General features: G+C 72.0%; 10 protein-coding genes. 5 read left to right on the top strand and 5 right to left on the bottom strand.

Going from position 1 to position 13,526, the window contains the following annotated elements:
- Positions 1–36: 36 nt before the first annotated feature.
- Genes ACLQ3F_RS00835 through ACLQ3F_RS00825 form a run of 3 tightly spaced genes read left to right on the top strand, consistent with a single transcriptional unit; the run spans position 37 to position 2,733 of the window.
- Positions 37–1,656: an MDR family MFS transporter gene (locus ACLQ3F_RS00835; protein WP_357201562.1), complete on the top strand. Its 1,620-nt coding sequence runs from the start codon at positions 37–39 to the stop codon at positions 1,654–1,656.
- A 9-nt stretch (positions 1,657–1,665) separates the two neighbouring features.
- Complete coding sequence (locus tag ACLQ3F_RS00830) at positions 1,666–2,160, top strand: universal stress protein (protein WP_357201559.1); 495 nt, start codon at positions 1,666–1,668, stop codon at positions 2,158–2,160.
- Positions 2,161–2,202: 42 nt separating this feature from the next.
- Entirely contained in the window at positions 2,203–2,733 is a 531-nt protein-coding gene (locus ACLQ3F_RS00825) for a DinB family protein (RefSeq protein ID WP_425845108.1), read from the top strand.
- A 13-nt stretch (positions 2,734–2,746) separates the two neighbouring features.
- Here the strand turns inward: ACLQ3F_RS00825 and ACLQ3F_RS00820 are convergent, their stop codons facing one another.
- The 3 genes from ACLQ3F_RS00820 to ACLQ3F_RS00810 form a co-directional block, all read right to left on the bottom strand.
- Positions 2,747–3,367, bottom strand: a complete 621-nt coding sequence (locus tag ACLQ3F_RS00820) for an HAD family hydrolase (protein ID WP_355005260.1) — start codon at positions 3,365–3,367, stop codon at positions 2,747–2,749.
- On the bottom strand, positions 3,367–6,981 hold the full coding sequence (smc, locus tag ACLQ3F_RS00815) for a chromosome segregation protein SMC (protein WP_357201550.1): 3,615 nt from the start codon (positions 6,979–6,981) through the stop codon (positions 3,367–3,369). Before smc ends, ACLQ3F_RS00820 begins: the two co-directional genes overlap by 1 nt.
- A 348-nt stretch (positions 6,982–7,329) precedes the next feature.
- Positions 7,330–7,524 carry a hypothetical protein gene (locus tag ACLQ3F_RS00810; RefSeq protein WP_030487463.1) on the bottom strand — a complete coding sequence of 65 codons (195 nt, stop codon included), beginning with the start codon at positions 7,522–7,524 and terminating at the stop codon, positions 7,330–7,332.
- Between the two features lie 372 nt (positions 7,525–7,896).
- On the opposite strand from ACLQ3F_RS00810, the gene ACLQ3F_RS00805 reads away from it, so the two are divergent.
- Both ACLQ3F_RS00805 and ACLQ3F_RS00800 read left to right on the top strand, forming a co-directional pair.
- Positions 7,897–9,060: a CAP domain-containing protein gene (locus ACLQ3F_RS00805; protein ID WP_357226013.1), complete on the top strand. Its 1,164-nt coding sequence runs from the start codon at positions 7,897–7,899 to the stop codon at positions 9,058–9,060.
- A gap of 188 nt (positions 9,061–9,248) precedes the next feature.
- Entirely contained in the window at positions 9,249–10,019 is a 771-nt protein-coding gene (locus ACLQ3F_RS00800) for an endo alpha-1,4 polygalactosaminidase (protein ID WP_425845105.1), read from the top strand.
- Positions 10,020–10,185: 166 nt separating this feature from the next.
- On the opposite strand, the gene ACLQ3F_RS00795 is transcribed toward ACLQ3F_RS00800, so the two are convergent.
- Together ACLQ3F_RS00795 and mutM are read right to left on the bottom strand one after the other, a co-directional pair.
- The gene (locus tag ACLQ3F_RS00795) at positions 10,186–12,405 is read right to left on the bottom strand and encodes an MMPL family transporter (protein ID WP_425845103.1); all 2,220 of its coding nucleotides are present in this window, start codon (positions 12,403–12,405) and stop codon (positions 10,186–10,188) included.
- A gap of 220 nt (positions 12,406–12,625) precedes the next feature.
- Complete coding sequence (gene mutM / locus ACLQ3F_RS00790) at positions 12,626–13,483, bottom strand: bifunctional DNA-formamidopyrimidine glycosylase/DNA-(apurinic or apyrimidinic site) lyase (RefSeq protein WP_357198951.1); 858 nt, start codon at positions 13,481–13,483, stop codon at positions 12,626–12,628.
- Between the last annotated feature and the right edge of the window lie 43 nt (positions 13,484–13,526).

Here is a 13,526-nt window from a genome sequence, read left to right as displayed (position 1 = left end):
CCGTTCCACCTCGACTCCGCTCGGAGGCAACACACGATGAGCCAGGCCACAGTCCCCACGCGGGCGGCCGCCGTCGACATGACCCACCGGCAGATCCTGGAAGCACTCTCCGGCCTGCTGCTGGGTCTGTTCGTCGCGATCCTCTCCTCCACGGTCATCTCGAACGCGCTGCCGCGGATCATCACCGAACTGCACGGCGGCCAGTCCGCGTACACCTGGGTGGTGACCTCGGCCCTGCTCGCGACCACCGCGACCACCCCAATCTGGGGCAAAATGGCCGATCTGACCAACAAGAAGACACTCGTCCAGCTCGCGCTGGGGATCTACGTGCTGGGCTCGGTGCTGGCCGGCCTCGCCCAGGGCACCGGTGAGCTGATCGCCTGCCGGGTGCTCCAGGGCGTCGGCGCCGGCGGCCTCACCGCACTGGCCCAGGTGATCATGGCCACGATGATCGCGCCCCGCGAGCGGGGCCGCTACAGCGGCTACCTCGGCGCGGTGATGGCCGTCGGCACCATCGGCGGCCCGTTGATCGGCGGCGTGATCGTGGACACCTCCTGGCTCGGCTGGCGCTGGTGCTTCTACGTCGGCGTGCCGTTCGCCATCATCGCGCTGATCGTGCTCCAGAAGACCCTGCACCTGCCCGTGGTCAAGCGGAAGGCGCAGATCGACTGGTGGGGCGCCACCCTGATCACCGCCGCCGTCTCGCTGCTGCTGATCTGGGTCTCGCTCGCCGGCGACCAGTTCGCCTGGGCGTCCTGGCAGACCGCCGCGATGGTCGTCGGTGCCCTGATCCTCGGCGCGCTGGCGATCCGGGTCGAGACCCGGGCCGCCGAGCCGATGATCCCACCGCGGCTGTTCCGCAACCGCACCATCACCCTCGCCGTGATCGCCAGCATCGCGGTCGGTGTGGGCATGTTCGGCGCGTCGATCTTCCTGGGCCAGTACTTCCAGATCAGCCGTGGGCAGAGCCCGACCATGTCCGGCCTGATGACCCTGCCGATGATCCTCGGCCTGCTGGTCGCCTCCACGGTCATCGGGCGGGTCATCAGCAAGACCGGCCGCTGGAAGCGGTACCTCGTGATCGGGTCGGCGCTGCTCACCATCGGCTTCGCGCTGATGGGCACCCTGCGCGCCGACACCAGCTTCACCCTGCTCAGCGTCTACATGCTGCTGATCGGTGTCGGCCTGGGGATGACCATGCAGAACCTGGTCCTCGCCGTGCAGAACACCGTCGGCCCGCACGAGCTCGGCGCGGCCAGCTCGGTGGTGGCGTTCTTCCGCAGCCTGGGTGGCGCGATCGGCGTCTCCGCCCTCGGCGCGGTGCTCGCCCACAAGGTCAAGGACTACACCGCCGACGGGCTGGCGCAGCTCGGCATCCCCGCCTCCAGCTCGGGCAGCGGCGGTGCCCTGCCCGACGTGCACACCCTGCCCGGCCCGCTGCGGGCTGTCGTCGAGAGCGCGTACGGCCACGGTGCCGGTGACATCTTCCTCGCCGCCGCCCCGTTCGCGTTGATCGCGCTGATCGCTGTGGTCTTCATCAAGGAGGTGCCGCTGCGCCAGCACAACGGCAACCCGGTTTCCGAGCAGGTCGAGCGGGAATCGACAGTCACCGCCGGCGCTGGCGCACCCGTGATCCGTACCGGCGAGCAGAGGTGAGGTAGAGCCATGGGCGTGGGAGCACCGGACCGCGAGGAGTACGGCCCCCGGACCCGACCGCTGCCCTTCGAGCGCGGCACGGACGGCCCTCGGGTGATCATGGCGGGTGTCGACGGCACCCGCACCTCCGAGCGGGCCGGTGCCTACGCCGCCGGCCTGGCCCGTCGGCAGAGCGCCGCGCTGGTGGTGGTCTTCGTCAGCTCACCGAGCGGGCTGACCGCCCTGGTTCCCGGCATGGACGCCGGCGCGGTCCAACGCACGCACGACGAGCTGGCCGACGAGCTGCGCCGGGAGTGCCGGCGCGGGGCCGAGCAGTGGGGCATTCCGGTGACCTTCCTGTGCCGGCGCGGCGACGCGTACGCCGAGCTGCGCGCGGCGGCGGACGAGTTCCAGGCCGACATGGTGGTGGTGGGTGCCTCCGAGCAGGCCGGGCACCGCCTGGTCGGCTCGGTCGCCACCCGCCTGGTCCGCGCCGGCCGCTGGCCGGTCGTCGTGGTGCCCTGAAAACCGCTCGCGACTGTCTTACCCGAGCCGCAGGATGACCCGATGACGACTTGGAGAGCACCACAGATCGACCGCAGCCACGAGCCGTTGGTCGCTGATGAGCGCACCATGCTGGAAGGCTGGCTCGATTACCACCGCGACACCTTGCTGCACAAGTGTGCCGGCCTGACCGCCGAGCAGTTGCGCACGGCAAGCGTCGAGCCGTCCGGCCTGAGCCTTCTCGGGTTGGTCCTGCACATGACCGATGTGGAGCGCTCATGGTTCCGCCAACGCTTCGCCGGCCAGGACCTGCCCGACCTCTTTGACTACACCACCGACAACGACGCCGACTTCCATGCTGCGGCCAACGCCGACGCGGAGGCCGCCTTCGCCGCCTTCCGGGCCGAGGTCGAAGCGGCCCGCGAGGCGACCGAGGGGCGGTCCCTGGACGACACGTTCAGGCTGACCCGCAGCGACGGGAACCGCACCTTCAGCCTGCGCTGGGTGTACGTGCACATGATCGAGGAGTATGCGCGGCACAACGGCCACGCCGACCTGATCCGGGAACGCATCGACGGCGTCACCGGCGACTGACAGGCGGCGCGGCTCAGTAGTCCAGGGCCGCCCGCAGGTAGCGCAGGTCCGCGTGGCCGCCCCAGCGGTGCGCCGACAACCCGGCGGACCGGGCACCCCGCACGGCCCAGTCCTCGTCGTCGACGCAGAGAACCCGGGCCGGCGGGGTGGCCAGGGCCACGCAGGCGGCCTTGAAGTATTCCGGGGCGGGCTTGTGTACGCCGATCACCGAGGAGTTGACCACCACGTCCAGCTCGCCGACCAGGCCGAGCGCGGCCAGGTCGGAGTCGAGCAGGTCGGTGGCGTTGGTGCCCAGCCCGACCCGGACGCCCGCCGCACGGACCTCCCGAACGAACGCCAGCACCTCCTGGTCGACCTCTCCGCGGTAGCTCTGCCACTGCTCCACAGCGGCGCGGGCGCGTTCCGGGCTGCCCACCGATTCGGCCAGGGCGTCCGCCACGCTGTCCATCCATTCAGCGTGGTTGACCTGGCCGGTGAGCACCGGCTGGAGCCGCCCCCACTGCATGGCGATCTCACCGAGCACCCCCTCGGAGAGGCCGTACTCCCGCTCGACAACGGCGGCCACCGCCGGGTCCCACCGGCGCAGTACGCCGTCGAAGTCCAGCAGGAGCGCCGTCGCGCGTTCCCGAGCCACTACCCGTTCTCCTCGCCGCGGCCGTGCCGCTGGTCGTCCTCGTCGGCCCGATTGAGCCGTTGGCTGATCACCTGGGTGACCCCACTGCGCATGGTCACGCCGTAGAGCGCGTCGGCGATCTCCATCGTCCGCTTCTGGTGCGTGATGACGATCAGCTGACTCTTCTCGCGCAACTGTGCCATCAACGTGATCAACCGGCCCAGGTTGACGTCGTCCAGGGCCGCCTCCACCTCGTCCATGATGTAGAACGGGCTGGGCCGGGCGCGGAAGATCGCCACCAACATGGCCACCGCGGTCAGCGACCGCTCGCCACCGGAGAGCAGCGACAGACGCTTGATCTTCTTGCCCGGCGGGCGGGCCTCCACCTCGACGCCGGTGGTGAGCAGATCGTCGGGTTCGGTGAGGATCAGCCGTCCCTCGCCACCGGGGAAGAGCACTGTGAACACCTGCTCGAACTCCCGGGCGGTGTCCTCGAAGGCGCTGGCGAAGACCTCCAGGATCCGCTCGTCCACGTCCTTCACCACGGTGAGCAGGTCCCGACGGGTGGCCTTGAGGTCCTCCAACTGCTCGGAGAGGAACTTGAAGCGCTCCTCCAGCGCGGCGAACTCCTCCAGCGCGAGTGGGTTGACCTTGCCGAGCAGGGCGAGTTCCCGTTCCGCCTTCGCGGCCCGCTTCTCCTGCACCGGCCGCTCGTAGCGCACCGGCTCGGGCACCGGCAGACCGTCACGTTCGGCCGTCGCGACGTCCACCGCGGTCGGCGGAACGGGCTGAGTCGGACCGTACTCGGCAACCAGCGTCTCCACGTCCAGCCCGAAATCCTCGGCGGCCTTCGCCTCCAACTGCTCGATACGCAGCCGCTGCTCCGCCCGGGCCACCTCGTCGCGGTGAACCTGGCTGGTCAGTCGCTCCAACTCCGCGCCGAGCCGCTTGGCGGCACCGCGTACCTCCTGAAGCTCTGCCTCCCGCGCGGCGCGCTCCAGGGCGACCGCGTCGCGGTGCTCCTCCGCCGTCGCGATGGAGGTGGTCAGTCGGGTCAGCGCCTCCCGGGCGCCACCGGCGACGGACCGGGCGATGCCCGCACCCCGGGCGCGGGCGGCCCGCCGGGCCGCCGCGCGTTCCCGGGCAGCCCGTTCCGCGGTGGCCTGCCGCGCGAGCGAGTCGGCCCGGCCGGCGATCGAGGAGACCCGCTCCTCGGCGGTACGCACGGCGAGCCGGACCTCCATCTCGTTCTGCCGGGCCTGCGGCACCATGGCCGCCAGTTGATCCCGTTCCTCGGTGGAGGGCTCGGCGTCGACCGGGGTCTCCTCGGCCAGCCGTAGCCGCTCCTCCAGCTCGGCGAGCGCGGTGAGGTCCCGTTGCCGGGCGGCCTCGGCGCGGGAGCGGGAGTCGCCGAGCCGGTCGGTCTCGGCCTTTGCGGAGCGGGCCGCCGCGCCCAGCTCGGCCAGCCGGCGAGCGGCGGCGTTGCGGTGGCTCTCCGCCTCCCGCTTCTCGGCGGCGGCGTGCTGCACAGCCTCCTTGGCGGTCGCCACCTCGGCGCGCGCCTCGACCAACTGATCACGCAGCTCCAGGCCGGCGCGTTCGGCGGTGACCCGGTTCGCGCGGGCCTCCTCGACTGCGGCCTGCACCTCGATGTAGCTGGGAGCCTTGGCCGACCCGCCCGCCGCCGCGTACGCCCCGACCACGTCACCGTCCGGGGTGACCGCCCGCAGCTCGGGGTTGCTGGCGACCAGCTCGGCGGCGGCGGCGAGATCGTCGACGAGCGCCACGTCCCGCAGGGCCCGGTGCACCGCCGGACGCAGCTCGGCGCTGCACTCCACCAGGTCGGGCGCCCACCGGGCGTCGTCCGGCAACTTCGGACGCAGCGCGTCGGCGGAGCCGGTCATGCCGGGCCCCGCCGGGCTGCCGACCAGCAGTCCGGCCCGGCCGGCGTCGGAAATCTTCAACAGCCGCATCGCCTCGACGGCCTCGTCCACCCCACTGACGGCGACGGCGTCGGCGAGGCCGCCGAGCGCGGCGGCCAGCGCGGCCTCGTGACCAGGCGCGACGGTGAGCAACCCGGCGAGGCTGCCGAGCAGGCCGGGCACGTCTCCGGCGCGGGCGAGCAGCGCCCCGGCGCCGTCCTTGCGCCGCAGCCCCAGGGCGAGCGCCTCCTCGCGGGCCTTCCAGGAGGCGGCGTCCTTCTCCGCGGCCCGCTCGGCGTCGGACAGCGATCGGACGGTGGCCTGGGCCCGTTCCTGCACGGCGACCGCCTCGGCGTGCCGGGCGTCCAGGTCCGCGTTGTCCCGGTCGGCCTCGGTGGACTGGGCGGCGACCGCGTCCAGGTCGGCCTGCGCCTGCTCGGCGCGGCCCAGCGCGTCGGCGTGCGCGATCGCGAGGCGTTCGATCTCCTCGCCGGCGCTGGTGGTCCGGGCCCGGGCGGAGTTGACCTGGCCGGTGAGCCGGGCCATCCCCTCGCGCCGGTCGGCGATGGCCTTGGCCGCGGCGACCAGCTCGCGCTCGGCGGCGGCCAGCTGCCGCTCCAACTCCTGGCGGTGCTCGACCGCCTCGGCCAGTCGGATCTGGTCGTCAGTGAGCGCGCCGCGCAGCTCCTCCTCCTGCTCGCGGACGCGTTCCGCCTCGGCTTCCAGCTGGTCCGGGTCGCGGCCGGGCCGCTCGTCGTCGCCGGTGGCGCTGAGGTGCCGCAGTCGCTCCCGGGCCAACTGCTCGATCGAGCGGAAGCGTTCCTGGAGGGCGGAGAGCTTGTACCAGGTGTCCTGGGCGGCGGCGAGCAGCGGCGCGTCCTCCGCGAGGGCGGCCTCCAACTCGCCGAGCCGACCCTGCACCTCGGTGTGCTCACCCTCGATCTGCTCGCGCCGCTCGCGCAGCGCGGTCTCGTCGGCGATCTCCCGGTCCAGGGTGGTCCGCAGGGTGGCCAGGTCGTCGGCGAGCAGCCGCAACCGGGCGTCGCGCAGGTTGGCCTGGATGGCGGCGGCGCGCCGGGCCACCTCGGCCTGCCGGCCCAGTGGCTTGAGCTGACGACGAAGCTCCGCCGTGAGATCGGTCAGGCGATTGAGATTCACCTGCATCGCGTCGAGCTTGCGAAGCGCCTTTTCCTTGCGCTTGCGGTGCTTGAGGACGCCGGCCGCCTCCTCGATGAACGCGCGGCGGTCCTCCGGCTTGGCGTGCAGCATGCCGTCGAGGCGGCCCTGCCCGACGATGATATGCATCTCCCGGCCGATGCCGGAGTCGGACAGCAGCTCCTGGATGTCGAGCAACCGGCAGGAGTTGCCGTTGATCTCGTACTCGCTCTCGCCGGAACGGAACATCCGGCGGGTGATGGAGACCTCGGTGTACTCGATCGGCAGCGCGCCGTCGGTGTTGTCGATGGTGAGGGTGACCTCGGCGCGACCCAGCGGAGCCCGGCCGGAGGTGCCGGCGAAGATGACGTCCTCCATCTTGCCGCCACGGAGGGCCTTGGCGCCCTGCTCGCCGAGGACCCAGGCGATGGCGTCGACGACGTTGGACTTGCCCGAGCCGTTCGGGCCCACCACACAGGTGATCCCGGGCTCCAGCTTCAACGTCGTGGCGGAGGCGAAGGACTTGAACCCCTTCACCGTCAGGCTCTTGAGATACACCTACTCGATCCTCGTCCGGTGGCCGCCGTACCGTCGCCGGCTGTGGGGACCTGGGTGAACCCGCAGACTAACCCGGCGGTGGGAGCGGGCCGGCACGCGACCCGCCCCGCGTCGCGTCGGCAGTGGGCGCGCTGTTGTTCGGTCGACAGCGAGAAAGACAAGCGCCTTTCATGATCGGCTTATCCGCCGACTTGCTTTTCGGTAACTGTGCGGCGCGCTTCCCGCACGATCGGCTGCAAGATCATGAATCGTCGGCGCCGAAAAGGTGCCGGACAGTGTTGCGCGCCGGCACTGAGGTGTCGGCGCGCATTTTTGCGGTGGTGCGATTCAGTTTTTGCGACGTGAAGATCAGGTCAACGCCGGCTCGGCCAGACGGAGAAGATCGTCCGCCTCCGCCGCAGCCGCCGCGAGCCGATCATTGTCGGCACGCAGACGCGTGATCTCGAACTCCAGCGCCTGAACCCTGGAACGCAGTCGGGTGACCTCGTCGAGCAGACGCCGGTCGGGCGCTGCACCTACGTGGCCGTAGAGGGCCTTCGCCATGCTGACTCCTTGATATGCGCTGCCGGAAAGGCCGGCCAAACGCGCGCCCATTTGTACGCGGCTGTCATTCCAGGCTGTATCTGGGCATGACCGGGCGCGACTGGCGACACCTATATATTGAGCCGCAAACCCCTCCTTCGTCAAGTTCTCGCAGGCCGTAGATCATCTCCACGTCGACCTGTCCACTTGCCGGGGGGCTGCCGCAAGGCACGGACACTCTCTGTCCGGACACCTTTACTGTACGCCCGGATCCGCGGAAGTCAGCACCCTCGTGTCCCACTTCCCCTTAACTCTTTCTTAGCCACGTTGCCGCAGCTCGTAGGCGCGCCGTAGCGTCAGCCCGGCCCGCAACCGACCCGTGGAGGCATAGGCGTGTACGGCTGGACCGATCCGATGGACCCCAACGGCGCCCCCCGGCGCGCCGGAGGGCCGACCGACGAGCCGGCCTGGCTGCACGACCGCCCGGAGCCCCGCTCGGCCTATCTCTTTGGCGACGAACCCGGCCAGCCGGGCGACGAGTGGCACCGGGAGCAGCCCACCGACGGCCGGCTACCGGACCCGGCGATCCCCGCCGAGGAGGCCGACGCCCGCACCGCCGCCTGGGGGGCCCACCAGCCGGACGGCGAGACCCACGGTTGGGGCGACAGCCGCCCGGCCCAGGACACCACCGGCGGACGACGCGCCGAGGTGCCCGGCGGCTGGCACACCGACACCGACCCGGAGACCACCGACGGCTGGCACGGCACCGCCGAGACCAGCCGGCCCGGCGAGGGACGGCACCGCTCCCCACGCCGCTGGCGCCGGCCACTGATGATCGGAGGGGCCGCCGCGGCCGCCACCCTCGTGGTGAGCTTCGGCGTCGGCGCGCTCACCCTGCCCGGCGGTGACGACGGGGCCGCTCAGCCGACGGCCGTCGACGACTCCTTCGCGACGTCGGCCGCGCCCACCGAAGAGCCGGCGCTGGACACCCTCGCCGCACCCTCTCCGTCGACCATCCCCAGCCCGGCTTCTCCGAGCCCGTCGCCGACCAAGGTCGTCAAGCCCACACCAGCGTCGTCGCGGAGCACCGCCGCTTCGCGCCGGAGCGTCCAGCGCAGCACCGCGCCGAGCAACACCGGCAGCTCCACCGGCACCAGCGGCTCCAGCGGCACCGTCAGCGCCCAGGCCCGCGAGGTGGTGGACCTGGTCAACGCCGAGCGGGCCAAGGCCGGCTGCAAGGCGCTGAGCATCAACACCAAGCTGATGACGGCCGCCCAGCGGCACAGCCAGGACCAGGCCGACAACAAGAACATGTCGCACACCGGCAGCGACGGCAGCAACGCCGGCACCCGGCTGGACCGGGTCGGCTACACCTGGCGCACGTACGGCGAGAACGTGGCCTGGAACCAGCAGACCCCGGCCGCGGTGATGGACGCGTGGATGAACAGCTCTGGTCACAAGGCCAACATCCTGAACTGCGCGTTCACCGAGATCGGCGTCGGCATCGCCAACAGCAACGGGCCGTACTGGACGCAGGTCTTCGCGGCACCGCGCTGACCGCGCGTCGTTCCCGCCCCCGCGCTCGTTGACCCGGTGAGGTACGTCGGGCCGGAGCGTGGGGGCCGCGTACCGGTGCGGGCGGCGACCGGCCGCCCGGGACCCGGGAGCTGCCGATGCGGATCCGGCCGCGGCGACGCGTCGCCGTACGCCCAGTGCGCCGTGTCCTGTCCGCCAGCGTCGCGCTGATGCTGGTCTTGCCGGCGTACGGGTGCCGGCCCGCGCTGACCCCGCCCGGGGCGCCCACCGCGTGGCCAGCGGCGCAGGCCCGGCACTGGCAGTGGCAGTGGCAGCTCAGCGGCCCGCTCGACCCGGCGGTGGACGCCCACGTCTTCCTCCTCGACCCGGTGGCCACCACCGCCGCGCAGACCGCCGACCTGCGCTCCCGGGACCGCCGGCTGATCTGCCAGGTCAACGTGGGCTCGGTCCGCTCCGACGACCCGGACGCCAGCCGGTTTCCCGAGGTGGTCCGGGGTGCGGCCGGGCGTCGACCCGAGAGCCGGTGGCTGGACGTCCGGAGCTGGGACGCACTCCGACCGGTGCTGACCGACCGGTTCCGGCTCTGCCGGGGCAAGGGCTTCGGCGCGGTGGCGCTCTTCGACGCCGACGGGTACGCGGCGCGCTCCGGCTTTGCGCTCGACTTCGACGACCAACTGCTGTTCAACCGCCGGCTGGCCGAGCTGGCCCGCTCGCTGAGTCTCTCCCCGGGGCTGGTCAACGACGTGCCCCAGCTCGCCGCGCTGGCCCCGGACTTCGACTTCGCCGTCAACGAGGAGTGTGTCCGGCTGGCCCAGTGCGCCAAACTGCTGCCGTTCAGCGACGCCGGCAAGCCGGTCTTCCACGTCGAGTACACCGGCTCGACCGACGACTTCTGTGTCACCACCGTCGGCTACGGCTTCGCGTCCATCCGAAAGGACCGCACCCTCGACGCATCCCGCGAACCCTGCCCCCTCCCCTAACCCCCCGGCCCACCCGCACCCCGGCCCGCCCCCAGCCCCGCGATCTTGCACTTTCGGTTGCCGGTTTGCCGGGATGGCCCCGCTTCGCCGCGACAGAAACTGCAAGATCGACGGGCTGGAGGGCGGGGGCGGCGCGCGACGGGGCAGGGGGCGCGGGGGCGGGTGGTTAGGGCACTGGGACCAGCTCTGGGGCGGAGGACGGCGGGTCGGTGGGGGCGGGTGACGGGCGGGGGCGCAGGAATTGCGGGGCCCACCAGTTGGCGTCGCCGAGCATGGTCATCAACGCAGGCAGCACCACGCCCCGGATGATGGTGGCGTCCAGCAGGATGGCCGCCGCCAGACCGATGCCGAGCTGCTTCATGTCGATCGTGCTCAGCGTCGCGAAGATCGAGAAGACCCCGACCATCACGATCGCCGCACTGGTCACCACCCCGGCCGACGACGTGATCCCGTACGACACGGCGTCGCGGTTGGGCAGGCCGGACCGGACGCCCTCGCGGATCCGACTGACCACGAAGACGTGGTAGTCCATCGAGAGGCCGAAGAGCACCACGAACAGGAACAGCGGCAGCCAGGACACGATCGCGCCCATCGAGGTGAAGCCGAGCAGTCCCTGCGCCCACTCGCCCTGGAAGATCAGCACCAGCAGGCCGTACGCGGCACCGGCGGACAGCAGGTTCAGCACGATCGAGCTTGCCGCGATCACCACCGACCGGAAGGTGAACGTCATGACCAGGAAGGTCAGCACCAGCACGAAGCCCATCACCAGCGGCAACTTGTCCCGGACGTGCTGGGCGTAGTCCTCGCTGTCGGCGACGCTCCCGCCCACCGCGTACTCGATGCCGGGGATGCCCCGCAGTTCGGCCGGGACCAGGTCCCCGCGCAGCTTCTCCAACGACTGCACCGAACGGTCGTCCCGACTGGCGTACGGGGTGGGGACGTCCAGCACCGAGACCCGCCGGTCGGCCGACACCTCGATCTTCGGGCCGTCCGCCTCGGCCGGGGCGAACAGCGGATCGGCAGCCGCCCGGGTGGACAGGCCGGTGAGGGCGGCGCGTACCCGATCGGCCTGGTCGGCGGGCGCCCGGACGGCCACCACGTGATTGGTGCCGGCGCTCGGGAAGGCGGTGGTGAGCCGGTCGTACGCCTGCATTGCCGGAGTCGTGCGGGGCAGGTCCTCCATGCCGGGGAACTTCAGCTTCATGCCGAGCGCCGGCGCGGCCAGCGCGAGGAGCAGCCCGACCGAGATGATGAGCGTCGCCACCGGCGCGCGCAGCGCGGGCCTGAGCACCGCCGGCCACAGCCGGGGCGCGCGGGGCTCGCCGTGCCGGCCGGTACGCGGCGCGGTCAGTCGCCAGAGCAGCGGCACCCGGGGCCGGTCCACCCAACGGCCGAGCCGGGCCAGCAGGGCGGGCAGGACCGTCAGTGAACCGGTCACCGCGACGGCCACCACGAGGATCGAGCCGACGGCGAGGGACGAGAAGACCACGTCGCCGGCGAGCAGCAGCCCGGCCATCGAGATGATCACCGCGAAGCCGGAGACCACGACGGCGTGCCCGGAGGTCTCCGCGGCGATCTCCACCGCGTCCAGACCGGACCGACCCTTGGCGCGTTCCTCCCGCTCTCGACGGATGTAGAACAGCGAGTAGTCGACGCCGACCGCCATGCCGATCAGCAGGATCACCGGTGCCGTGGTGTCGGTGGCCGGCACCAGGTGCGAGGCGAGAGTGGACAGACCCATCGCGGCGGCGACCGAGGAGAGGGCCAGCAGCACCGGCACGCTCGCCGCGATCAGCGCGCCGAAGGCGATGATCAGGATCGCCAGGGTGACCGGCAGGCTGAGCAGCTCGGCGCGCTTGAAGTCCTTGCCCAGGGTGTCGTCGAGGGCCTGACCGATCGACGGTCCGCCGACCTGCTCGACGCGAAGCCCGGGGTGCGCGGCCTGCACGGAGGCGGTGGCGTCCCGCAACGGCTGCACCCGCTCCGAGGCCGTCTCCGGGTCACCCGACATGGTGATCGGCAGCAGCAGCGCCGAGCCGTCCCGCGCGGTGACCGGCTGGCCCACCCCGGCAACCCCGGTGACCGTACGCAGCCGGGCCGCCGCGTCGTCGGCCGCCGACTTCGCCGCCGCCGGGTCCAACGCGCCACCCCGGGAGGTGATGAGGACGTTGTCCACGGCCGGGTCGTCGAAGTTAGCGGCGTCGACGATCAGGCCGGCCCGCCCTGCCTCGCCGATCGCCTGGTCACCGCTGGTGGCCTCGTTGAGTCCGGCGGCGTTGCCGCCGACGAAGCACACCGCCACGAACACGGCCCACAGTGCGATCGCCCGCCACGGGTGCTCGGCGCTCCACCGCGCCAGCCGCACCGTCACCGGTCTTCTGCCCATCTCGGGTCCCCCTGTCACCTCAACCCCCTGTCAACGGTGCTGACGCTAGGTGCGTGACGAGGCGGTCACATCGGGGATCGACCTGGGCTCACCCTGGAACCAGCGGACCGGGCGCGGGGGTGCGTTCGCGGGACATCGGCCCGCGATTCGGACGTACACCGGGGGCCTGCCCCGAGCGACGGGCCGCGACCCGCCGGCATCGCCCCGAGCCGGCTCCGGGTCATCCCCGAAGGGCACCCCGGGGCCGTGGCTGACAGTGCGGGCAACTGTACGAGGACCGGTTCATGAACGCCTCGCGGCGGATCGGCGCGCCACACCGACGGCACGGCTCGCCCTCACGGCCGTAGGCGTTGAGCGCCCGGTCGAAGTAGCCACTCTCGCCGTTGACGTTCACGTAGAGGGCGTCGAAGCTGGTGCCGCCCTCGCTGATCGCCTCGGCCAGCACGTCGCGGACGTGGCCGAGCAGACGCTGCGCGGCCGGGCCGGTCAACGCGTCGGTCGGTCGGCCGCCGTGCAGCTTGGCGCGCCAGAGCGCCTCGTCGGCGTAGATGTTGCCCACCCCGGAGATCAGGGTCTGGTCGAGCAGCGCGCGCTTCACCTCGGTGTGCCGGCGGCGCAGCGCCGCGACGAACGCCTCGTCGGAGAACTCCGGGTCCATCGGGTCGCGGGCGATGTGCGCGATCTCGTCGGGCAACTCGGCGCCGCCCTCGCTCACCGAGAGCCCGCCGAACGTGCGCTGGTCGACGAAGCGCAGCTCCGGGCCGTCGTCACTGAACCGGAACCGGACCCGAAGGTGGGTCTCGTCCGTCGTGCCGGGTGGCTGGAGCAGCAGCTGACCCGACATGCCGAGGTGCCCGACGATCGCGTCACCGCTGTCCAGTGGCAGCCACAGGTACTTGCCGCGACGGCGGGCGTCGAGCACCGTCCGGCCGGCGAGCACGTCGGCGAAGTGCACGTCGCCGGGAGCGTGCCGGCGGACCGCACGCGGATGACGAACCTCGACCGAGGCGATCCGGCGGCCGACGACCCACTGGGCCACCCCCTGCCGGACGGTCTCCACCTCGGGCAGCTCAGGCACGCGGGCGGCCCGTCTCGTGGCCGTCGGCGCCCCCGGCCGGCAG

Source organism: Micromonospora sp. DT15 (assembly GCF_049841475.1).
In the GTDB taxonomy this organism is placed as follows: domain Bacteria; phylum Actinomycetota; class Actinomycetes; order Mycobacteriales; family Micromonosporaceae; genus Micromonospora.
This window is presented reverse-complemented; position numbering and strand designations above follow the sequence as displayed.